The organism is Kocuria sp. KSNUG (genome assembly GCF_049532735.1).
In the GTDB taxonomy this organism is placed as follows: Bacteria; Actinomycetota; Actinomycetes; order Actinomycetales; family Micrococcaceae; genus Kocuria; species Kocuria rhizophila.
The window spans coordinates 1634287-1656635 of the sequence record NZ_CP150981.1; the positions used below are offsets into that span (position 1 = coordinate 1634287).

General features: G+C 72.3%; 17 protein-coding genes. 12 read left to right on the plus strand and 5 right to left on the minus strand.

Translation table 11 applies throughout. The features are described 5' to 3' along the window. Window positions 1-20: 20 nt before the first annotated feature. From AABM36_RS07075 to AABM36_RS07090, 4 genes are all read left to right on the plus strand, one after another. Entirely contained in the window at window positions 21-1316 is a 1296-nt protein-coding gene (locus tag AABM36_RS07075) for an MFS transporter (RefSeq protein ID WP_259919684.1), read from the plus strand. A gap of 168 nt (window positions 1317-1484) precedes the next feature. Further along, entirely contained in the window at window positions 1485-2780 is a 1296-nt protein-coding gene (locus AABM36_RS07080; RefSeq protein WP_423445478.1) for a hypothetical protein, read from the plus strand. Between the two features lie 448 nt (window positions 2781-3228). After that, the gene (locus tag AABM36_RS07085) at window positions 3229-4785 is read left to right on the plus strand and encodes an RNA polymerase sigma factor (RefSeq protein WP_423447924.1); all 1557 of its coding nucleotides are present in this window, start codon (window positions 3229-3231) and stop codon (window positions 4783-4785) included. Beyond that, window positions 4785-5513: a ubiquinone/menaquinone biosynthesis methyltransferase gene (locus tag AABM36_RS07090; RefSeq protein ID WP_423445479.1), complete on the plus strand. Its 729-nt coding sequence runs from the start codon at window positions 4785-4787 to the stop codon at window positions 5511-5513. Before AABM36_RS07085 ends, AABM36_RS07090 begins: the two co-directional genes overlap by 1 nt. Window positions 5514-5635: 122 nt before the next feature. On the opposite strand, the gene AABM36_RS07095 is transcribed toward AABM36_RS07090, so the two are convergent. Next, window positions 5636-5836: a DUF7455 domain-containing protein gene (locus AABM36_RS07095; protein ID WP_047978633.1), complete on the minus strand. Its 201-nt coding sequence runs from the start codon at window positions 5834-5836 to the stop codon at window positions 5636-5638. 223 nt (window positions 5837-6059) lie between these two features. Between AABM36_RS07095 and AABM36_RS07100 the strand changes: the two genes are divergently transcribed. Beyond that, the gene (locus AABM36_RS07100; RefSeq protein WP_191872105.1) at window positions 6060-8168 is read left to right on the plus strand and encodes a DNA gyrase/topoisomerase IV subunit B; all 2109 of its coding nucleotides are present in this window, start codon (window positions 6060-6062) and stop codon (window positions 8166-8168) included. 129 nt (window positions 8169-8297) lie between these two features. On the opposite strand, the gene AABM36_RS07105 is transcribed toward AABM36_RS07100, so the two are convergent. Next, window positions 8298-10853, minus strand: coding sequence for a DNA gyrase/topoisomerase IV subunit A (locus tag AABM36_RS07105; RefSeq protein ID WP_423445482.1), 2556 nt, complete (start codon window positions 10851-10853; stop codon window positions 8298-8300). 70 nt (window positions 10854-10923) lie between these two features. Between AABM36_RS07105 and AABM36_RS07110 the strand changes: the two genes are divergently transcribed. From AABM36_RS07110 to AABM36_RS07125, 4 genes are all read left to right on the plus strand, one after another. Next, window positions 10924-13614: a GNAT family N-acetyltransferase gene (locus AABM36_RS07110; RefSeq protein ID WP_423445484.1), complete on the plus strand. Its 2691-nt coding sequence runs from the start codon at window positions 10924-10926 to the stop codon at window positions 13612-13614. A 13-nt stretch (window positions 13615-13627) separates the two neighbouring features. Next, window positions 13628-15250 carry a protein kinase domain-containing protein gene (locus AABM36_RS07115; RefSeq protein WP_423445486.1) on the plus strand — a complete coding sequence of 541 codons (1623 nt, stop codon included), beginning with the start codon at window positions 13628-13630 and terminating at the stop codon, window positions 15248-15250. A 125-nt stretch (window positions 15251-15375) separates the two neighbouring features. Then, on the plus strand, window positions 15376-16080 hold the full coding sequence (locus AABM36_RS07120; RefSeq protein ID WP_423445488.1) for a DUF5998 family protein: 705 nt from the start codon (window positions 15376-15378) through the stop codon (window positions 16078-16080). Further along, window positions 16077-17207: an alkaline phosphatase family protein gene (locus AABM36_RS07125; RefSeq protein WP_423445490.1), complete on the plus strand. Its 1131-nt coding sequence runs from the start codon at window positions 16077-16079 to the stop codon at window positions 17205-17207. Before AABM36_RS07120 ends, AABM36_RS07125 begins: the two co-directional genes overlap by 4 nt. A gap of 63 nt (window positions 17208-17270) precedes the next feature. Here AABM36_RS07125 and AABM36_RS07130 read toward each other — a convergent pair whose 3' ends face one another. Both AABM36_RS07130 and sepH read right to left on the minus strand, forming a co-directional pair. Continuing rightward, the gene (locus AABM36_RS07130) at window positions 17271-17912 is read right to left on the minus strand and encodes a hypothetical protein (protein WP_423445492.1); all 642 of its coding nucleotides are present in this window, start codon (window positions 17910-17912) and stop codon (window positions 17271-17273) included. Window positions 17913-18045: 133 nt separating this feature from the next. Continuing rightward, window positions 18046-19419 carry a septation protein SepH gene (gene sepH / locus AABM36_RS07135; protein WP_423445494.1) on the minus strand — a complete coding sequence of 458 codons (1374 nt, stop codon included), beginning with the start codon at window positions 19417-19419 and terminating at the stop codon, window positions 18046-18048. A gap of 316 nt (window positions 19420-19735) precedes the next feature. On the opposite strand from sepH, the gene AABM36_RS07140 reads away from it, so the two are divergent. Next, a complete protein-coding gene (locus AABM36_RS07140) occupies window positions 19736-20035 on the plus strand; it encodes a DUF4193 domain-containing protein (protein WP_423445496.1) in 300 nt (99 codons plus the stop codon). A 102-nt stretch (window positions 20036-20137) separates the two neighbouring features. Here AABM36_RS07140 and AABM36_RS07145 read toward each other — a convergent pair whose 3' ends face one another. After that, window positions 20138-20803 (minus strand): DUF3093 domain-containing protein, encoded by a 666-nt coding sequence (locus AABM36_RS07145; protein WP_423445498.1) that lies wholly within the window; start codon window positions 20801-20803, stop codon window positions 20138-20140. Window positions 20804-21098: 295 nt separating this feature from the next. On the opposite strand from AABM36_RS07145, the gene dut reads away from it, so the two are divergent. Both dut and AABM36_RS07155 read left to right on the plus strand, forming a co-directional pair. Beyond that, complete coding sequence (gene dut / locus AABM36_RS07150; RefSeq protein WP_423447926.1) at window positions 21099-21515, plus strand: dUTP diphosphatase; 417 nt, start codon at window positions 21099-21101, stop codon at window positions 21513-21515. Window positions 21516-21574: 59 nt separating this feature from the next. Continuing rightward, entirely contained in the window at window positions 21575-22348 is a 774-nt protein-coding gene (locus AABM36_RS07155) for a DUF3710 domain-containing protein (RefSeq protein ID WP_423445499.1), read from the plus strand. The last annotated feature ends 1 nt before the right edge of the window (window position 22349 follow it).

Consider the following 22349-nt stretch of genomic DNA (forward strand, 5'->3'; position numbering starts at 1 on the left):
CCCCCGGAAGGCCCTCCAGCATGCCCCGCACCCCCTCGCCCAGCGCGCCCCGGTCCAGGGACTCTCCCACCGCGTGGCTGATCCTGGCGGTGGGGATGTTCGCCTACTTCTCCGCCGTAGCCCAGCGCACGAGCTTCGGGGTGGCGTCCGTGGAGGCCGCCGAGCGCTTCCAGACCGCGGCCTCCGGTCTCTCCCTGTTCTCCATGATGCAGGTGCTGGTCTACGCCGTGCTGCAGGTTCCCGTGGGGGTCCTCCTGGACCGCTTCGGTCCCCGCATCCTGATCACCGTGGGCGGGGTGGCCATGGCCGCGGGGCAGCTGCAGCTGGCCTCGGCGCAGTCGGTGGCCGAGGGCGTGGTGGGACGCGTCCTGGTGGGCGCCGGGGACGCGGCCACGTTCGTGTGCGTCATGCGCCTGCTGCCCGTGTGGTTCTCGCCGCTGCGCGTCCCGATGCTCTCCCAGGTGGTGGGCATGACGGGCAACCTGGGGCAGCTGTTCTCCGTGCTGCCCTTCGCCGTGCTGCTGCACGCCGCCGGGTGGGTGCCCTCGTTCGTGGTGATGGCGGGGATCGCCATGCTCGCCGCGGTGCTGTCCGGACTGCTGCTGCGCAACCACCCTCCCGGCGCGCGGGAGCTCAGCGACAGCATCTCGTTCTCCGCGGTGCGCGCGTCCATGGGCCTGGCGCTGCGTGAACCGGGAACGCGCCTGGGCTTCTGGGTGCACTTCACGGTCCAGTTCGCGGGCAACACGTTCGCGCTGATGTGGGCCTACCCGTACCTGCAGAACGCCCAGGGGCTGGACCCGGGGCAGGCCTCTGCCGTGATGACGGTGTACGTGGTCTTCAACGTGGTGGTGGCGCCCGTGATCGGCAGGCTGAGCGCGCGCTTCGCCCACCACCGCTCCAGGCTGGTGCTGGCCTGCTGCGCGGTCAGCTGGTCCGGCTGGGCGGTCCTGCTGCTGTGGCCGGGCAGGGCTCCGCTGGCCGTGGTCTACGGGGGCGTGTGCCTGATAGCCCTCTCCCTTCCCGCCTCCATGATCGCATTCGACATCGTGCGCTCGTTCAGCCCGCCCCGGGTCAGCGGCACGGCCACGGGACTCGCCAACGTGGGGGGCTTCGCGGCGTCCCTGCTCGCCATCTGGGTCACCGGGCTGGTGCTGGACCTGCTCTACGGAGCCGGGATCTCGTCCACCCTGTACGACGGTGAGGCGTTCCGTCCCGCCATCGCCGCCCAGGGACTCGTGGCGCTCGTGGGCACGCTGGCCATCCTGCGGTGCAGCCGCCAGGTCCGTCGCGTCCACGGACCCGATGCGGTCTGACGCGGTCTGACGCCCTCTGCGGAGGGCGCGCCCGCGGCGGGCGGTGCCGGGTGCATGCCGCGGTGAGCGCACTGCACCACGGTGGTCCCGGTGCGCCTGCGGCCCCCGGCCCTCCACGTACGACGCCGCGGTCACGCGGCCGTTCGTACCCCGGGGCACCGTGGGGGCATGACCGTGGCTCCTGAATCCACCCCGACCGTGACCGTCCGCCGCTGCGAGGACCTGCTCGCACTGATTCCCCACCAGCTGGGGCACAGCCCCTGCGACGGTACCGTGCTGTTCCTTCCCGTGAGGGATGGGCACGCCCTGTGCCTCAGCCTCGACACCCCGGATTCCCGAACGGACCTGCCTGCGGTGGCCGAGGACCTGGCGGGACTCCTCGCGGGCACGCCGCACCGCGGTGAGCTGGTGGTGGTGGTCTACTGCGCCACGGAGACCGGGGACGCGGTGACCGAGGCCTCCGGGGCCCTCGCACGGTGGCGGAGAATCGTGGACCTGACGGGATTCGAGCTGCTGCGGCTGCTCGTGGTGGGGCCCACCCACTGGTGGGACGCCGAGGAGCCGGAGCGGGCGCTGCCGGCCCGGCTGATCCGGGACAGCCCCGTGAACGCCCAGCTCGTGACCGAGGGCAGCGGCGCGGAACCACCGCTCCTGCGCGACGACCCCGTGTGGCGGTCCCGCGTGCAGGAGAGAGGAGCGCACCTGCGCGAGGCGCTCCGGCGATCCGCGGACCGCAGCCCCCGGGAGACGGCGGACCGGCACGCCGCCGCGCCGACCCCACGGTCCGCCTCGTCCCACGACCTCACGGTGGGCCGGGCCAGGGCACGGCTCGCAGCCTGGTCGGCCGCCGGGCACAGTGTGGGCCGGAACCGGAACCGCTGGGTGGCGGAAGTTCTCGCGTGGCCCGACCGCATACTCCTCCGGCTGCTGGACGACCTGGGGGATGATCTCAGCCGGGACGCACTGCTCTACATGTGGCTCACCGGCAGCCCAGAGCGCGCGGCGGCCGCGCTGGTGGGGCTCCATGCGGCGTCGCAGCGCCTGGACGGGGGTGCCCCGGGGCAGCCGGATCCCGACGCGGACACCATCGACGAGGCACTGCGGTGCATCGCCGCGGTGTCCGGGGAGTGGGACGGGCCACCGCACTGGGACTCCGTGGATAGCGCCCATAGGGTGCTCCAGGTGCTCGACGCGGTGCTGGCGGTCAACGCCGGGGATGAGGACCGTGGGCGGGAGGCACGCACCACGGTGGTCGCCGTTCTGGCTCAGCTGGAGCACTACCGTGGGCGGTCCCTCACGGCCGCTCGCCTGCTGGAGGGACACTGCCACGAGGGCAGTGCTCCGGGGGCTGGGCGCCACGCCGTGAGCGACGTCCGGCGCCGCCTGAGCACGCTTCCCACACCGTGGTGGTGCGCGAGCCGGGCCACGGCGTGGCCGGGGCGCCACCACTGGAGCCGCGGCTGAGGGCACGAACCCCGGGTGGGGTCGGGTGTCGTCGTGCGTGGCCTGCGGGGGACTGCGGTGGTTCGGTGCGCGGGCCGGAGCAGCCGCGCGGAAAACTTTCTCCCCGGGGGTGGGAACAATCTGCGGGGGTGTGGCGTTGCCGGGAGTAGGACCCTCAGAGTCCCGGTCGGACATTACTGTCACTGCACCGGACTTGACAGGGTCATAGGCGTGTTGGCCACCCGCGTGGCACGCGTCCGAAGATCTGTCCAACGAAAGGTTTTCCGTGTCACCAGCTGCCAGCAAGACCGCGTCCGCCTCGCAGGCCCCCGCGGCGGAGACCGCCTCGGCGGCGTCGGCCTCCCAGAGCGGCGCGAGCACGAGTGGCGCCGCGAAGAAGGCACCCGCCAAGAAGACCACGGCGGCCAAGAAGACGACCGCGGCCAAGACCACGGCCGCGAAGAAGACCGTGGCCCGCAAGAGCACCGCCGCCAAGAAGACCACGGCGGCCTCGTCGCGCACGGCGAGCTCCACCGCGCCTGCGGCGTCGGACGCTGCAGAGCAGACGGCGGCCACCGCGGAGGCCTCGACCACGACGGCTTCCACCGCGAAGACTGCGGGGACCAGGACGGCAGCCCGCAAGACGGCTGCACCCAAGAAGACCGCGGCCAAGAAGACGGCCGCCACCAAGAGCACCGGCACACGGACAACGGGCACCACCAAGGCCGAGGGCACCACCAAGGCCGCGGGCACCACCAAGGCCGCGGGCACCACCAAGGCTGCGGGAGCCGCGGCCAAGGCCTCCACGGAGGAGAAGCCCGGCACCACGGAGACACCCCGCAAGAGTGCGGCCAAGGCCGGGCCCAAGAGCACCGGCACCGGGCGCGGCCGCAAGAAGGCCGACCCCGTGGACGAGGCGCTCGCCGAGGACGAAATCGTGACGGAGGACCTCCAGGACGACGCCGAGGACGACGACGCCCAGGAGTCCCAGCAGGCGTCGGTGGAGGAGTCCGCGCCGCTCATGAAGGGGCGCCAGGACCGCAGCGCCCGCGGCTTCGTGCTGACCAGCAACGACGACGACGACGCCCCGGCGCAGCAGGTGGTCGTCGCCGGAGCCACCGCGGACCCCGTCAAGGACTACCTCAAGCAGATCGGCAAGGTCGCGCTGCTGAACGCGGAGCAGGAGGTGGACCTCGCGCTGCGGATCGAGGCCGGGCTCTACGCCGAGCACAAGTTCGCGGACGAGGCCGACTCCATGGATGCCGACACCCGCCGCGCCTACCGCTGGGTGATCCACGACGGACGCCGCGCCAAGAACCACCTGCTGGAGGCCAACCTCCGGCTCGTGGTGTCCCTGGCCAAGCGCTACACCGGCCGCGGCATGCTGTTCCTGGACCTCATCCAGGAGGGCAACCTGGGCCTCATCCGCGCGGTCGAGAAGTTCGACTACACCAAGGGCTTCAAGTTCTCCACGTACGCCACGTGGTGGATCCGCCAGGCCATCACCCGCGCCATGGCGGACCAGGCCCGCACCATTCGCATTCCCGTGCACATGGTGGAGGTCATCAACAAGCTGGCCCGCGTGCAGCGCCAGATGCTGCAGGACCTGGGCCGCGAGCCCACCCCGGAGGAGCTCGCCAACGAGCTGGACATGACCCCCGAGAAGGTCGTGGAGGTGCAGAAGTACGGCCGCGAGCCCATCTCCCTGCACACCCCGCTGGGCGAGGACGGCGACTCCGAGTTCGGTGACCTCATCGAGGACTCCGAGGCCGTGGTCCCCGCGGACGCCGTGTCCTTCACCCTGCTGCAGGAGCAGCTGCACTCCGTGCTGGACACCCTCTCCGAGCGGGAGGCCGGCGTGGTGGCCATGCGCTTCGGTCTCACGGACGGCCAGCCCAAGACCCTGGACGAGATCGGCAAGGTCTACGGCGTCACGCGTGAGCGGATCCGCCAGATAGAGTCCAAGACCATGTCCAAGCTGCGCCACCCGTCCCGCTCGCAGGTGCTGCGGGACTACCTGGACTGATGTCCGCGCAGAGCCCGGAGGGAGGGCACGAGATGACCGCGCGCGACTCGCAGGTGCAGGGCATCTTCAACCGCATCAACGTGGAGTACGACCGCATCAACGCGCTCATGACCCTGGGCGGCCATGCCCGCTGGTGCCGGGAGGTGGCCCGGCGGGCGCAGGTGCCGCCGCAGGGGAGACTGCTGGACATCGCCACGGGCACCGGGGAGATCGCCCTGGCCGTGCGGCGTCGTGAGCCGCGAGCGGACGTGGTGGGGGTGGACTTCTCCGAGAACATGCTGGACGAGGCCCGTACCAAGCCCGGTGCGGACACGATCACGTGGGAGTTCGCGGACGCCCACGAGCTGCGGTTCGAGGACGCGTCCTTCGACGCCGTGACGCACGGCTACCTGCTGCGCAACGTCAGTGACGTCCCTCGGGTGCTGCGCGAGCAGTTCCGGGTGCTCAAGCCCGGTGGCCGGGTGGTGGTGCTGGAGACGGCGCCGCCGCGCGGGCTGCTCAAGCTCGCCGTCTCCGCGGGCATGAGCGTGGTGCTGCCGCTGCTGGGTCAGATCGTGGCCCGGGACCGCAGCGCGTACAGCTACCTCAAGTCCTCCACGCTGGGGTTCGTCCCGCCCGCCGAGGTGGAACGGCTGCTGCGGGAGGCCGGTTTCGAGGACGTGGGCTCCGAGAGCCGGTACCTGGGAACCAACGTGATCTTCTGGGGTCGCAGACCCGCGGCCTCCTGACACCCGCGGGGCCGCGGGTGTGCGGTACGAGACGAGGCGCGCACCGTGCGGTGCGCGCCTCGTCTCATGCCATGTCCTGCGCAGCCCCGGCCGGTCTCCGCCGCCGTGGCGCGGTGGGGGACTCAGGCTCCGATGTGCTCGGTCTCGTCCTGCCACGTGGCGGCCAGGGGACGCAGCTTGTCCTCGTTGACGCGGGCGTGGTGGGCGCAGAACAGCAGCTCGCCGCCGGTGGATTCGAGGACCACGCGGACGTAGGCCTGCGCGCCGCAGGCATCGCAGCGGTGGGTCGCATTCAGTTCACGCGCTTCGAGTGTCGCGTTCATGGGATCCTCCTCACAGGTGTGGAATGCGGCGCGCACGCGTGTGCGCACCGCAGCGCGATGTCGGCTCGATCAGCTGGATCGCACGTCCCAGTACAACCCACGCGGGCGGCCATTGCTTCCCGCACGGCCGATGTTTCGCCCACCGCGCACAAAACCGGGGCGCCGTCTAGAGTGATGAGGTCCCCAACCGCCCTCGCGGCCACCCAAACCCCGGAAGAAGCCCGTGACACCGTCTCGATCCGAATACAACGCCCGCCACCTCTCCGTGCTGGAGGGACTGGAAGCGGTGCGCAAGCGCCCGGGCATGTACATCGGCTCCACGGACTCCCGCGGACTGATGCACTGCTTGTGGGAGATCATCGACAACTCGGTGGACGAGGCCCTCGCGGGCTACGGCCAGGACATCGCGCTGTTCCTGCACAAGGACGGCTCCGTGGAGGTCCACGACGACGGCCGCGGCATCCCCATCGACATCGAGCCCCGCACCGGACTGACCGGTGTGGAGGTGGTGTTCACCAAGCTGCATGCCGGCGGCAAGTTCGGCGGGGGCTCGTACTCCGCCTCCGGCGGTCTGCACGGCGTGGGTGCCTCGGTGGTCAACGCCCTCTCCGCGCGCCTGGACGTGCAGGTGGACCGCGGGGGCAAGACCTACCAGATGTCCTTCAAGCGCGGCGAGCCCGGCACGTTCACGGACAAGGGTGCGCCGTCCCCGAGCGCTCCGTTCGAGCCGTTCACCACCGACTCGCACCTGCAGGTGGTCGGCAGGGCCAAGCGGGGTGTCACGGGCACCCGGATCCGCTACTGGGCGGACGACCAGATCTTCACGCCGGACGCGAAGTTCTCCACGGAGGAGCTCGTGCGCCGTGCCCGCCAGACGGCGTTCCTGATCCCCGGACTGCGCATCACCGTCACGGACGAGCGCCGCCTGCCGGGGACCCCGGGTGCGGACGGCCCGGTGGAGGAGGTCTTCCAGTACGACGGCGGGATCTCCGAGTTCGCGGAGTTCCTCGCGGCGGACGCCCCCGTCACGGACGTGTGGCGGCTCCAGGGGCAGGGCTCGTTCACCGAGCGCGTGCCGGTGCTGGACGACTCCGGGCACGCGCAGCTGCAGGACGTGGAGCGCACGTGCGAGGTGGACGTCGCCCTGCGCTGGGGGGTGGGCTACGACACCACGGTGCGCTCGTTCGTCAACATCATCGCGACCCCCAAGGGCGGCACGCACCTGAGCGGCTTCGAGAACGCCCTGCTCAAGACGGTGCGCAAGCAGGTGGACGCGAACTCCCGCAAGCTCAAGGCCGGCAACGACAAGCTCGAGAAGGACGACGTCCTCGCGGGTCTCACCGCCGTCCTGACCGTACGCCTGGCCGAGCCCCAGTTCGAGGGCCAGACCAAGGAGGTCCTCGGCACCCCCGCCGTGCGCCAGATCGTCGCCAAGGTGGTGGAGACGGAGCTCACCAGGCAGCTGACGTCGAAGAAGCGCGACGACAAGGCACAGGCCGGCCAGCTGCTGGAGAAGGTCGTGGCCGAGATGAAGTCCCGCATCTCGGCGCGCGTGCACAAGGAGACCCAGCGGCGCAAGAACGCGCTGGAGACCTCGTCCATGCCCACCAAGCTCGTGGAGTGCCGCTCCGCGGACGTTGCCCGCTCCGAGCTGTTCATCGTGGAGGGCGACTCCGCCCTGGGCACGGCCCGGCTGGCGCGCAACTCCAACCACCAGGCCCTGCTGCCCATCCGCGGCAAGATCCTCAACGTGCAGAAGGCCTCCATCACGGACATGCTCGCCAACGCCGAGTGCGCCGCACTGATTCAGGTGATCGGTGCGGGTTCGGGGCGCAGCTTCGACCTGGACGCCGCGCGCTACGGCAAGGTCATCATGATGACGGACGCGGACGTGGACGGCGCCCACATCCGCACGCTGCTGCTCACCCTGTTCTACCGCTACATGCGCCCGCTCGTGGAGGCCGGCCGGGTGTACGCCGCGGTGCCCCCGCTGCACCGGGTGCAGATCGTGAACCCCGGATCCAAGGCCAACGAGATGGTCTACACGTACTCGGAGCGCGAGCTGGACACCCTGCTGGGCAGCCTGGAGGAGCAGGGCCGGCGGTACAAGGAACCCATCCAGCGCTACAAGGGTCTGGGTGAGATGGACGCCGACCAGCTCGCGGAGACCACCATGGACATTCGCCACCGCGTGCTGCGCCGGGTGCGCGTGGCGGACGCGGAGGCCGCCGAGCGCGCGTTCTCGCTGCTCATGGGCTCGCAGGTGGCGCCCCGCAAGGACTTCATCGTGGCCGGCGCCTCGCACCTGAACCAGGAGCAGATCGACGCCTGATCCAGGCCACGCACGGCGGGGTGCCACGGGCTGCGGCCGAACCGGTCCGCGTGGGACGCGGCACGGCCTGCGCTGGGAGCAGGCTCGACATCCGTGTCCCGAGGGCACCGGCCCCCGGTCGCCGCTGGCTCAGTCAGTGGGTGAGGCCGTCTCCGCAGCCGGATCAGACGCGTTCTCTGCGGCGGGAGCCTCCACCGGCAGCCCCGTCAAGGCCGGCCCCACCGCGGCCACGGCGCGGTCGATCCCCACCCCGGAGCCGTCCCGGCGCCCGTACTCGGTGGGCAGGCTCCGCGCGACCCCGGCGGCGGAGACGGCCTTGCCCGGCCCGTGACCCACCCACGCGAGGTTGAGCGCTTCTTCCCCGGCGAGCAGCCGTTGCGCGCGCACACCCGCGGTGGCACGGCCCTTGGGCGGGAACTCGCTCAGGGGCGTGACCTTGACGGAGGCCTCTCCCATCTCCGGCAGCTGGCCGTCCCCGCGGGCCTGCGTGACCACCACGGTGGACTCCTGTGGGATCACCGCCCCGCAGAAGAGCACGTGCTCACCGGCGGCGAGCTTCATGCCGGCCACGCCACCGGCGGTGCGGCCCTGCGGACGCACCGTGGAGGCGGGGAAGTGCAGCAGCTTGGCGTCCGAGGACACCATGACGAGCTCGGTGGTGTCCGGCGCGGCACCCACGCCCACCACGCGGTCCCCGTCCTTGAGCTTGATCGCGGGCCACTGGTCCAGGTTCAGCGGGTAGTCCGGGTTCACGCGCTTGACCACACCGGCCGCAGTGCCGATGGCCACGACCTCGTTGAGGGGCGCCAGGCCCACGAGCGCCTCGTTCTTCTCCAGGCCCAGGAAGTCCGCGGCGGGCACGCCGTCCGCGAGGCGGGGCACGCCGTCGAAGTCCTGCAGGACGGGGATGTCCACGCACGAGACGCGCAGCATCCGGCCCGTGGAGGTCACGGCGGCGATCTCGCCGCGAGCCGTCGCGGGGACCACGCTCGTGAGCGCGTCGTGCTTGAAGCGGCGCGAGCCGTCAGCCAGGGCAGTGCGCGCGGCGCTGCGGGCGATCCGCCCCGTGGTGGAGAGGAACACCCAGCACGGGTCGTCGCTGATCTCCAGGGCCACGGACGTGACCGCCTTCTTCCCGCCCGTCTGGGCCGCGGTCACGGCGGGCAGGTCCTCCGCCTCGAGCAGCACGGTGCGGCGCTCGTCCCCGAACTTCTCGGCGGTCTCCGCCAGCTCGTCGGCGACGACGCCGCGCAGCGTGGTCTCCGAGCCCAGGATCGCCTCGAGCTCAGCGATCTCCTTCTGCAGCTGGTCGCGCTCGGCCTCGAGTTCGATGCGGGAGAACTTGGTGAGCTGGCGCAGCCGCAGCTCCAGGATGTGCTCGGCCTGAGCACGGGAGAGGTCGAAGACCGCGATCAGCCGGTCCCGGGCCTCGGCGGTCTCCTCGGAGCCGCGGATGATCTGGATGACCTCGTCGATGTCCACGATCGCGATCAGCAGACCCTCGACCAGGTGCAGCCGGTCCTGGCGCTTGGCCAGGCGGAACGCGGTGCGCCGGCGCACCACGGCAATCCGGTGGTCGGTGTAGACGCGCAGCAGCTCCAGCAGGCCCATGGTGCGCGGCTGGCCGTCCACGAGCGCCACGTTGTTGATCCCGAAGGACTCCTCCAGGGGTGTGTGCTTGTAGAGCTGCGCGAGCACCGCCTGCGGGTTGAAGCCGTTCTTGAGCTCGATCACGAGCCGCAGCCCGTGGGTGCGGTCCGTGAGGTCCACCACGTCGGAGATGCCGGTGAGCTTCTTGGCCTGGACGGCGTCCTTGATCTTCTCGGTGACCTTCTCCGGGCCCACCATGTAGGGCAGCTCGGTGACCACGATGCCCTGCTTGCGCGGGGAGACCTGCTCGATCGCCACCGTGGCGCGGGTTCGGAAGGAGCCGCGCCCGGTGCGGTACGCGTCCCGGATGCCCTCGAGTCCCACGATTCGCCCGCCCGAGGGCAGGTCCGGGCCGGGAATGAGCTTCATGAGCTCCTCCAGGGTGGCCTCGGGGTTCAGCACCAGGTGGCGCGCGCCGGCCGCGACCTCCCGCATGTTGTGGGGGGCCATGTTCGTGGCCATGCCCACGGCGATGCCCGTGGCGCCGTTGACCAGCAGGTTGGGGTAGGCGGCCGGGAGCACGGCGGGCTGCTGGAACTGGTTGTCGTAGTTGGGCACGAAGTCCACGACGTCCTCGTCCAGGTCCCCGGTGAGGGTCCGGGCCGCCGGGGCCATGCGGGCCTCGGTGTAGCGCGGAGCGGCCGGACCGTCGTCGAGCGAGCCAAAGTTGCCGTGGCCGTCCACCAGGGGCACGCGCATGGCGAAGGACTGCGCCATGCGGACCATCGCGTCGTAGATCGCGGCGTCACCGTGGGGGTGCAGCTTGCCCATGACCTCGCCCACCACGCGCGCGCTCTTGACGTGGCCGCGGTCCGGGCGCAGACCCATCTGGTCCATCATGAACAGGATCCGCCGCTGCACCGGCTTCAGGCCGTCCCGGGCGTCCGGCAGGGCGCGGGAGTAGATCACCGAGTAGGAGTACTCGAGGAAGCTGGTCTCCATCTCCTGGGTGACGTCCACGTCCACGATGTGCTCGACGAAGTCCTCGGGGAGGTCGTCCTGGGGGGAACGGGTGGCTGAGCGGCGACGAGCCATCGAGCGGCAACTCCTTGGATTCGGTGCGTGCTCCTGTGTCAGGGGCAGGCGGTTGGCTAGTCTGAAGTCTATGGGTTCCCTCGACGAGACTCCGCAGCAGCAGGCCTACCCCGAGTACTGGGAGGCGGACGTCATCCTGCGGGACGGCGCCACCGCGCACCTGCGCCCCATCAGCCCGCAGGACCAGGAGCTGCTGCAGCAGATGCACTCCTCGCAGTCCCAGGACAGCATCTACCTGCGCTTCTTCTCCTACAAGCCCAAGCTGTCCCAGCGGGAGCTGGAGCGCTTCACCACGGTGGACCACCGGGACCGCGTGTGCTTCGTGCTGATCCTGGGGGACAAGCTCATCGGCGTGGGCCGCTACGACCGCACCTCGCCGCGAGCGGCGGAGGTGGCGTTCATGATCTCGGACCACCACCAGGGCCGGGGCATCGGCTCCATCCTCCTGGAGCACCTGGCCGCGGCGGCCCGGGAGAACGGCATCAACCGCTTCACCGCCGAGGTGCTGCCCGAGAACCGCAAGATGCTGCACGTGTTCGTGGAGGCCGGCTACGACGTCTCCCGCCAGTTCGAGGACGGCGTGGTGGTCGTGGAGTTCGACATCGACCCCACCGAGAAGTCCCTGGCGGTCATGGCCGCCCGCGAGCACCGTGCCGAGGCCCGCTCCGTGCAGGACCTGCTCACACCGACCACGGTGGCCGTGATCGGCGCCTCCGCCCACGAGGAGCACGCTGGTCACCACGCGGTCGAGAGCATCCTCGCGGGCGGGTTCACCGGAACCCTGTACGGCGTGGGCCACTCCCCGTTCGAGCGCGAGGGGCTCACCTTCGTCCCGGCCCTCTCGGAGATCCCCGACCCCGTGGACCTGGCCGTTATCGCCGTGCCCCGGGACGCCGTGGAGGAGGCGGTGACGGACTGCGGCCGAGCGGGCGTGCGCGCCGTCGTCGTGATGACGGGCGGCTACGCCGAGGACGGTGTGGAGGGTGCCCTGGCCCAGCGCCGGCTCGTGCGGATCGCCCGCGCGGCGGGCATGCGCGTGGTGGGGCCTGCCAGCCTGGGGCTCATGAACACCGACCCTGCGGTCTCGCTCAACGCCTCCGTGCTGGAGCAGATGCCGCGGCGCGGTGGGCTGGGCCTGTTCTCCCAGTCCGGGGCCGTGGGCACCATGCTCTACGGCGCGGCACAGCGCCACGGGGTGGGGCTGTCCAGCTACCTGTCGGCGGGCAACCGCGCGGACGTCTCCGGCAACGACCTCATGCAGCACTGGGAGGACGATCCCGGGACCAAGGTGTGCGGGCTCTACCTGCAGTCCGTGGGCAACCCGCGCAAGTTCTCGCGCATCGCGCGCCGGCTCTCGCTATCCAAGCCCGTGATCGTGGCCAAGTCCGAGGTCACCGGGCTGCGGCTGCCCCCGGGCCACACCGGGCGTGTGACCCAGGCCCCGCCGGGCGCCCTGGACGCCATGTTCCGCCAGGCGGGGGTCATCCGGGCCACCACCGCGGAGCAGCTGCTGGACATCGCCGCGATCGCGGAGAGCCAGCCGCTGCCCGGATCCCGCCGGATCGCGGTGGTCTCCAACGCCCTTGCGCTCGCCCAGCTCACCGAGGACACCGCGTTGCGGCTGGACCTCGAGCCGGCCGTGGTCAACGGTTCCGTGGACACCACCCAGGGCGGGGAGGCCGCTCACCGCACCGTCCTCGAGGCGGCGCGCGCGCAGCTGGCCTCCGAGGACGTGGACAGCGTGGTGCTCGTGCTCATGCCCGCGCAGGGTCTGGACCGGGACCGGATCGCGGCGGACGTGGCGCTTGCCGCGCGCGATGCGGGACGCACCACGGTGGCCGTGTTCACCGGCCAGCACGGCCCGGACAGCCTCACCGCGTCCGTGCACACCGCGGACGATGCCGCCCTGCCGTGCTTCGACTCGCCGGGCACCGCGATGCACGCGCTCGCCCAGGTGATCGACTACACCACGTGGCGCTCGCAGGACCAGGGTGTGGTCACGGTGCCCGAGGACTTCGACTTCGAGGCCCTGGAGTCGGTGCTCGACCGGCTGCGGGAGAAGGTCACCGGGGACGAGCTCTACGAGCTGAGCACGGCCGAGCGCAACGAGCTGCTCGGCCACGCCGGGATTCGGGTGCTGGAGTCCGTGCGCTTCAACGACCCCGAGGACGGCCCGGCCGCCGCCGAACGCCTGGGGTACCCGGTGGCGCTGAAGACCACGGACCCGTTCCTGCGCCACCGGCTGGACCTGGGCGGTGTGGTGCTCAACATCCAGGACTCGGACCAGCTGCGCGCGGCGATCGAGACCATGAAGCGCACCCTGGCCGGGTGGAACGTGACCGACTTCGAGGTCCAGTCCATGGCGCCCACGGGTCAGACCGTGGTGCTGCGGGCCGCGGAGGACCCTCTGATCGGCCCCGTGCTGTCCTTCGGCATGACCGGCGATGCCGTGAACCTGCTGGACGACTGGGCCCACCGCGTGCCGCCGCTCACGGACCGGGACATCACCCGGATGGTGCGGGCTCCCAAGGCCGCGCGCAAGCTCTTCGGGTACCAGGGGGTCCCGCCGGTGGACACCACCGGGCTCGAGCAGCTGGTGAACCGGGTCGCGTTCCTCAAGGACCGCTTCCCGCAGATCGCGTTCCTGGAGCTGAACCCCGTGGTGCTCTCCGGACCGGTGCTCACCGTGCTCTCGGCCGTCGTCAAGATCGGGGACCCGGGCCAGCGCACGGACAGCGCCCGCCGCGCGATGCTGGGATAGGCGCAGTCCGACAGTGCGGGACACGATCGCCGGCCGTTTCGAGCTGCTGACGCCCATTGCGGAGGGCGGCAGCGGCGCCGTGTGGCGCGCCCACGACCTGCGGCTGGGCACGGAGTGCGCGGCCAAGGTGCTGCGGCAGCGGGACTCCGCGGACCTGCTGCGCTTCGTGCGCGAGCAGTCCGTGAACCTGGACCACCCGCACGTGGTGGCGCCCTACGGCTGGGCGGCGGAGGACGAGCACGTGGCGATCGCCATGGAGCTCGTCTCCGGCGGCACCCTGGAGGCTGCGCTGCAGGACAACGGCGCGGTGGCGGACTGGCTGGCGGAGGAGCTCGTGTGCCAGCTGCTGGAGGCCCTGCGGTTCGTGCACACCCGCGGCTGGGTGCACCGGGACGTGAAGCCCGCCAACGTGCTGCTCGAACCCACCGGTTCCCGGCTTCCGGTCGCCCGGCTCGCGGACTTCGGCATCGCGGTGCGTCTCGACGACGCGCGCCTGACCCACACGGGCACGGTCGTGGGAACCCCCGGGTACCTGCCCTCCGAGGCCTACTCGCCGGGCAACCCCTCGCGGAGCATGGACCTCTACGCGGCGGGAGTGACCGCGGTGCGCATGGTCCTGCCCGAGGTGGACCTCAGCGCGGACCCGCTGCGCCCCGAGGATGTCGCGGAGCTGGCGCTCTTCGAGGACTCGCCCGCGCTGCGCACCGGGGTGGCGGGGCTGCTGGACCCGGACCCCGAGGAGCGCGTCCGGGCCGCCGACCGCCTGCTGGCGCAGCTGCTGGACACGGCGTCCGCTCGCGCAGACAGATCGGCGGAGACCGCGGAGGGCGAGCCGTTCGAGGTCTTCGACGTCCTCGAGCCCACCACGGAGCGTGAGCTGTCACCGGTGGCCGACGCCGCCCGCCTGCCCGCGGGCGCCCGGCGCACCGCCGACGCCCCGATCGCGTGGCACGCCGTGCACCGCCAGGCGATCTCGGCTCCGGACCGCCCCGCGATGACCGAGCGCGGGGGAGACCTGCTGCGCCCCTTCTCCCCGGTGGGGGACGAGGAGCCCGACGAGGACCGCACCACCTCGGCATCGACCACCCGGTGGCCCGTGGCCGGGCCGCCCGTGGAGGACAGCACGGAGCTCATCGACACCGCCGACACCCCCGTGCTGGAGCCGTTGTCCGGGGCCAGGGGGCGCGCCACAGCGGCCCCGGGACCCACAGCACCGGCACCCACGGCACCCGGACCCGAGGAGACGGCCCGACTGACCGTGACCTCAGGGGATCCTGTTCCCGCGGGGGCTGCGGACGGGATGACGTCGCAGGATCCCGTGGGCGCGCGTGCCGCCGCACCACCCAGCGCTCGTGGAACCGGACGGGGCGCCCGCGCGCCTCGCTGGCCCTGGTGGGTGCTCGCCGTGACCCTCGCGGTGCTCGCACTCGTCGCCGGCTATGTGTGGCTCGGGCCGGCCCTGGCGCGCTGGGGCGGGCAGGAGAGCCCCGGCACCACTCCGGAACCCACCCGGGCACCGGAGACCTCCGGGGTCCCCTCGGACGGCGGCGGCGGACCGCCGGCGGCCACCACGGACGTCACCCCGGAGTGCACGCAGCTCGAGGACGGAACGGTGTCCTGCGTCGTGACCCCCTGAGGGGCTGCGGTGCACCGTGCGGGCCGCGGGGCGACGTCGTGCCCCGCGACGGCATCGGCCACCGCGGGCGAGGTCGTGCGATGACACGGTGTGCCGCGGGGGCCCCGGTGGAGGACAATGGCGCCATGACTTACTCAGCACCCGACGGCTCACGGCTCGTCCAGGACATCGAGAAGGCGGGGTTCTACCCGCAGCTCGTCACGGACGTGGTCATGGACTCCCTCGACGGCAGGCGGCCGGCGTCCCACCTCGTGCAGCTGGAGACCCACTTCACCAACACGGAGCTGCACCGCCACATCACCGCGCTGGTCCTGGCGGAGGACGTCCTGCACATCACCCACGTGGACGACCAGCAGCTGGACGAGAACGGGGCCGACACCGTGGCGCGGGTGTCCTCGGAGACCGTCCCCATCTCCCAGATCCGCTCCGTGACGCTGAGCTACGCGTACCACCAGCCCCAGAACTACCAGCCGGGCACGCCGATCATGGAGCTGAACCTCGCGGTGAGCTGGACCGGGACGCAGCAGCTCGAGCTGTACCCGGCCATGTGCGAGGACCCGGAGTGCCAGGCCGACCACGGGTACACGGGCACCGCCGCGAGCGAGGACGTGGTGATGCGCATCAGCTCCGAGGCGGACGGGCAGGACGCCGTGGAGGGCGCCCGGGAGTTCGCCCGAACCCTGCGGCGCGCGAACGTGGCCCCGCTGACCGATTCCGGTGCCCAGATCGCCCAGGCCCCGCACCAGGGGGCGTCCCGTCCGGAGACCCCCGCCCCGCGCACGCGCTTCGGGCACCGCCACAGCGGGCGCGACGCGGGCCGCACGTCGTGAGCGCCCGCGAGCTGCCCCGACCGCCGCGCTACGGCTCGCGCAGCATCGCGGACGTGCTGAGCTCGGCCGCCGCGGCCACGGGGGTGCCCGGCACGTCCAACGCCCTGAGCCTGCCGGGCGCGCACCGCTACGTGGTGGTGCTCGTGGACGGGCTCGGCTCCCGGCTGCTGCGGGAGGTCCAGGGCTACGCGCCCACGCTGCGCTGCGCACAGTCCCTCGGGGAGCTCGACGCCGCGTTCCCCTCCACCACGTCCGTCTCCCTGTCCTGCCTGGGGACCGGGGCGGCCCCCGGGACGCACGGGATGCTCGGCTACGACGTGCTGGAGCCTGCCACTGACCGGGTGGTGAACATGCTGGGCCAGTGGCCCGCGGACGTCGATCCGCTCGCGTGGCAGCCCGTGCCCACCGTCCTCGAGCGCGCCGCCGAGCACGTGGACACCGTGACCGTGAGTGCGCCGCGTTTCGAGTCCTCCGGACTCACCCGGGCGGCGCTCCGGGGCGGGCGGTTCGTGGGAGCCGACGGCGTGTACGCCCGGACGGCCCGCACCCTCGAGCAGCTGCGCGAGGGGCGCCGGGGCCTGGTGTACTTCTACTGGGACGAGCTGGACAAGACCGGCCACAGGGTGGGCTGGCGCTCCGATGCGTGGCTGCGGGCGCTGGAGGAGCTGGACTCCGCCCTCAAGCGCCTGGTGACCCGGCTGCCCGCGAACACCCGGGTGCTGCTCACGGCGGACCACGGCATGGTGGACGTGGGCCCCGATCACCGCCTGGACGTCAGTGGGGAGCCCGATCTGATGGACGGGGTACGACACACGGCGGGGGAGCCGCGGGCGGTGCAGCTGCACCTCTCGGGCCACGCGGATCCGGAGGACGTGGCGCAGCGCTGGCAGGAGCACTTCGGGGACGCGGTGTGGACGGCCACACGGACCGAGCTGGCGCGGGCGGGCTACTTCGGGACGGACCCGGACCCCCGGATGCTGGCCCGGGCGGGCGACGTGTGGGTGCTGGGACGGGGGGAGATCGCCCTCTACGACGTCTCCCGGCAGGGCGCCCGGCCACTGGGCATGGTGGGCCAGCACGGTTCCCTCACGGACGAGGAACGGTACGTGCCCGCACTGTTGTGGTGAGGTCCGTGACCCCGCGGACGGGTGGGGAGCCTGCCGCTCGGGGGTGAACCCGGTGCCGGGCACTCAGCGGGCGGACCCGGCGTCCGACCCCGAGGAGTTCCCGGCCTGACCTGCGCCCTGGGCCGCGCCACCACCCGTGTCCGAGCCCTTGCCCGTGCCGCCACCGGTGGGCGGAGCCGTGGGCTTGGGTGGCTCCGGGGGAGGAGGGGCCGTGGGCTTCTGTGTGGGCTTCGGGGCGGGGGGCGCCGTGGGCTGCGGGGCCTTGGTCGGCGGGGCCTTGGAGGGCTGCTTCGTGGGCGCGGGCTCGGCCGTGGTGGGTGCCGGCTGTGGTGCCACGGGGGGCTGGGGCGCGGGGTAGACGGGCTGCACGGGTGCCACGGGCTGCGGGGGTTCGTAGTACTGCTCCGGTGGGATCGTGGGCTCCGGCGTGGTGGGTGTCGGAGTGGGCGTGGGGGTCTTCGTGCGGGTCGGGGGAGCGCTCGGGGTGGCGGTCTCCGTGGCGAAGTCCGCGGGAGCGGGATCGTCCGAACCTCCCGTGAATCCCGTGAAGGCCACGGCGCCCACGCCGGCCAGGACGAGCAGCGCGGCCCCACCCAGCGCCACGGGCGCCAGATAGCGGCGCGCGCCCGAGCGGGGTGCGGAGCCCGCGCCCTCGCCAGACGGTGAGTCGTCGCCGAATAGATCGTCCTGAATGGAGTTGCTCATGCCCGATTTTCCCTACGAGTAGCCCGTGTTCGCGTGCGGCCGGAGCACATTCTCCCCGTGGAACCCGGCCTGCCCCCGCGACTGTACCGTGCGGTGCGCGGATGTTGCACCACAGCGCGTGGCCGCGGTGCGGTCAGGACCTGTTGGCTCCGAACACGATGTCGTCCCAGCTGGGCACGGAGGACCGCCTCGCCTTCGGGGTGCGTCCGCGTGGGCCGGGGGCCGTGGACTCGGAGTCCTCCCCGGCGGCCTGCTCCGCGGAGGCCGCCCGGGGCTCCTGCCGGTCCTCGTCCCGGCTGCTCTCCTGCGGGTCTCCCGCACCGTGGCCGGCCGCATCCCGACCAGCACCCGTGGTGCGCGGGGTCAGGGTGGCCACCGGGGCGGTGGCGCGGTCCTCGTCGTGGTCCCGGAGGTCGGTGCGCTCCCCGGGCGCATCGTGCGCCTGCGTGACCTCCACCCAGGTCTCGTCGCCGTCCAGATGGGTGTCCTCAGCGGGCCCCGGTGTCGTCTCGGAAGAGGTGTCCGCACCGGAGGTACGGGGATCCTCGCGGTCAGGTGTGGAGTCGTCCACGATCTGGATCCCCTCACCCCGCAGCGCCTGGTCCTCGGCCACCTGCGAGGCAGCGGGCTGGATGGGGCGGTCGAACACGGGGGAGTCCTCGGGCGCGTCGATCGGCCGGGGGCGCTGCTCCACCTGGCCCATCCCGCGGCCGAGCATCTCCGCCAGCCGGTCGTCGCCGGGCTCGTCGGTGCCGAGACGGCGGCCGCGTCGTGACTGCAGGACGTCCAGGAGGTCGTCCGCCGGGCCGGCCTCGTGCTGCAGCCGGTGCACGGCGGAGCCGGGGGCCTGCGCGGGCGCGGCCGGTGCCGCGGCGCCGAGCGGACCCGCCTCACGGGGCTCCTCGCCCAGGGTCCGGGCCCATTCGTTGTCGGGGCGCACGCTGCGCGTGGCGGGGTTGTAGCTCCACCGTGCAGGCTCGGGTGCGGGCAGGGAGTCACGGTCGGCCGGGGCCTCGAAGCTCAGCTGGACCGTCCACAGCTGGTCCTCCCGCAGCCAGGCGTCCCAGTCGAAGCTGGACCGGTCCACCCCGAGTCGGGAGGCCTGGGCGTCGACCGTCTCCTGCAGGGACTTGGGCTCTCCCTCGAACACGGAGCGGTAGCCGTCGTGGGAGGGGTTGGTTCCGGACACCTTGACCCGGCAGGCCTCGGTGACCATGTGGGAGCGTTCGGCGAGGATGGGCCACTCGTAGCGGCGCACGCGCTCCGGCTCCCACCCGGACTCGGCCACGATGTCGTCCACGCTGGCGCCCGCCCGGAACCTCGCCTGGATGTCCCGCGGACCGTAGGACGCGCCGCCGCGCCCTCGGGCCGGCGGCTTGCGCCGGGCGTGCTGGATCGCCTGCCGCAACTGCTGGTCGATCTTCAGGCGGTACCGCGTGGAGTCGGGGGCCTCCACGATCAGGTGCTCGCCGTCGTCGTGCACTCCTGCCAGGCGCAACTGCTCCATGCTGTCCTTCCGTCGGGGGAGCGCTCGCCACGGCTGCCGTGGTGCGCCCCGCGCCATCTGTGGGTCAGTCTACTGGCAGGCCCGCGGGGCACCGGGGCGGGTGCCGCACGGCCGCGTGGCGGCGGCGTCGAGGCTGGTCCGGGTGCGGATCTGCGCACCGCTACGGTGGATCATGCCCTGTGAGAAATCTGGGTCCTGGGTACTGGCTTTTTCGGCCCCCATGATGCACACTCTACGCGACACGGCCCCGGGGGAGATCGCCCGGACGCCGTTGCACACAGCGATCTCGCGAAGACCGGTTGGAGCGGATAGACACATGGCCACAGACTACGACGCACCGCGCAAGCAGGACGAGGACCTCAAGGAAGACTCCATCGAGGAGCTGCAGTCCCGGCGGTCGGACCACCAGTCCGGAAGCGTTGACGAGGACGAGGCCACGGCGGCCGAGAGCTTCGAGCTGCCCGGGGCGGACCTCTCCAACGAGGAGCTCTCCGTGGTGGTCCTGCCGGCCCAGGACGACGAGTTCACGTGCGGCTCCTGCTTCCTGGTGCGCCACCGCTCGCAGCTCGCCGAGGAGCGCGGCGCCGTGAAGTACTGCTACGAGTGCATGGGCTGAGTTCCCCGCCCGCACGACTGCCACGGGCGGTCACCCTGTCAGGGTGACCGCCCGTCGTCGTTCCGGGAACCGGTGCGTTGCAGCAACGGGACGGGGTGGTGCTCAGCGCGTCTCGACGTGGCCGGGGGCCGGTCGCTCGTTGACGGCGCGGGCGAGTTCTTCCGGGTGGCGGGTCGCGGTGAGCCAGTAGGGCGTGGGGTCCACGGGGTCGGTGATCTCGATCCGGCACATGTCCGGGACCGACACCCGGAAGTTCATGAAGGCGCGGCCGTCCAGCTGCGGGCCGCGGGCCTCGCGGGCCTCGGCGCCGCGCAGGGCCTCCGCGCGGCCCACGTAGCGCCGCTCGATGTACGCCCGGCCCACGCGCAGGTCCTCGTCCGTCAGCACGATGCTCGGCGCACCGAGGTGCACGGCGAGACCCACGGCGAGCACCAGCACGACGGCCACGACGATTCCCACGGTGATGTTGATGGGGGCCACGGCCACGAAGCCCGTGCCGCCCACGAACGCCACGATCAGCCACATCCACCAGGACACGGTGAGCTTCTCGCGGTAGCGCACCGCGCCGTCGTGCGCGGCCCCGGCGGACGACGCCGCGCGCGCACGGTCCACGTCCCCGGCCCGGGAAGCGGGGGAGACGTCCCGGTCCCGTGGGTCGGCCGTGGCGGTGCGGTCCTGCGTGCTCCCCGGCGCGGTGCCGTGGGTCTCGCGGGAGGTGGCGGCATCCTGAGGGGTGTCCTCGCCGGGGACGGGGTGCTGAGAGCTCATGCCTCCACCTTGGCACACTCGTGCGTCCGGTGCGCCGCCGGGAGGCCGCGGGGGACGCGACCGTGGCCACACGGCCTCGGCAGCTCCGGGACCGGTGCCGCGCCGCCGCAGGCGTCCCGGGGCCGGGGCGCGGTGCGCCTCTCGTGACCGCCGCCCGTGGATGCGGCCCGCCAGGAACGGACCCGGGGCTCCTGAGCGGGCCCTGGACGCGCTCCCTGGGTGCCGGTGCGGGGCGTTAGAGTGGAGGACTGTGACTGATGCGAAAACCCCCGAGGACCTCCCCGTTCCGCTGCGGATGCTGGACCCCGACCTGCTCCCGCCGTCCTACGCGCGCGCCGGTGACGCCGGGGCGGACCTGCGGGCGCGCCACGAGGTCGTGCTGGCGCCGGGGGAGCGGGCACTCGTGGACACGGGTGTCGCCGTGGCCGTCCCGCCGGGCCACGTGGGCCTGGTGCACCCCCGGTCCGGGCTGGCCGTCAAGCACGGGATCACCGTGGTCAACGCCCCGGGCACCGTGGACAGCGGCTACCGGGGGGAGCTGAAGGTGTGCCTGCTCAACACGGACGCCCACGAGAGCTACACGGTCCGCCGGGGCGAGCGGATCGCCCAGCTGGTCATCCAGCCGGTGGTCACGGCGCGCTTCGTGCCGAGCGACGAGCTCGACGCCAGCGAGCGCGGGGAACGGGGCTTCGGCTCCTCCGGAACCCACTGACCCCGCACCCGCTGCGGGGCACCACTGAATTTCTGCCCGACGACTTCCTGGAGTGATCGATGTTCGGACGTAAGAAGCACAACAGCACCGACGCGGCGGAGTCCGCCGCCGAGGAAGCCGCGGTGCCACAGGACGAGGAGGCGGCGGAACCGGCCCAGGACACGACGGACCCGCGGGCGAACGGCCCGTGGGACGAGGCCGAGTTCTCGGGTGAACGTGGCGACTACCTGGACATGGGGGCGCTGCTGGTCAAGCCCATCAGCGGGGTGACCGTGCGCATGGAGGTGGACCAGCACACCAAGGTGCCGCGTGCGGTGAACCTGGACTTCCGCGACGGCTCGGTGCAGCTGCAGGCGTTCACCGCGCCGAAGACCGCGCAGCTGTGGGACGAGGTGCGGGCCGAGCTCGTGGCCGGGCTGCGCCGCGACGGCGGGAACCCGACCGTGTCCCAGGGCCCGCTCGGGCTGCAGGTCGACGCGAAGTTCCCGGGGACCACCCCGGACGGTCAGAAGGGCTACCGTCTCGCGCGCTTTGTGGGCATCGACGGCCCGCGCTGGTTCCTGCGCGCGGTGTTCACGGGCGGCGCCGCCATGCCCGGCACCACTGCGGAGGTGCTCGACGACGCCGTGCGGGCCCTCGTTGTGGTCCGCGGCCAGGATCCGCACCCGCCGCGCGACATGCTGGCCCTGACCATGCCCGAGAATGCCACGATCACCCGCGCGGACGGCCCGGGGGACACGCCACCGCAGGGCGGCGGTGAGTCCGGGGAGACGTCGTCGCGCCCGGACGTGCAGCCGCCGCGCCGCGGTCCCGAGATCACCGAGATCGGCTGAC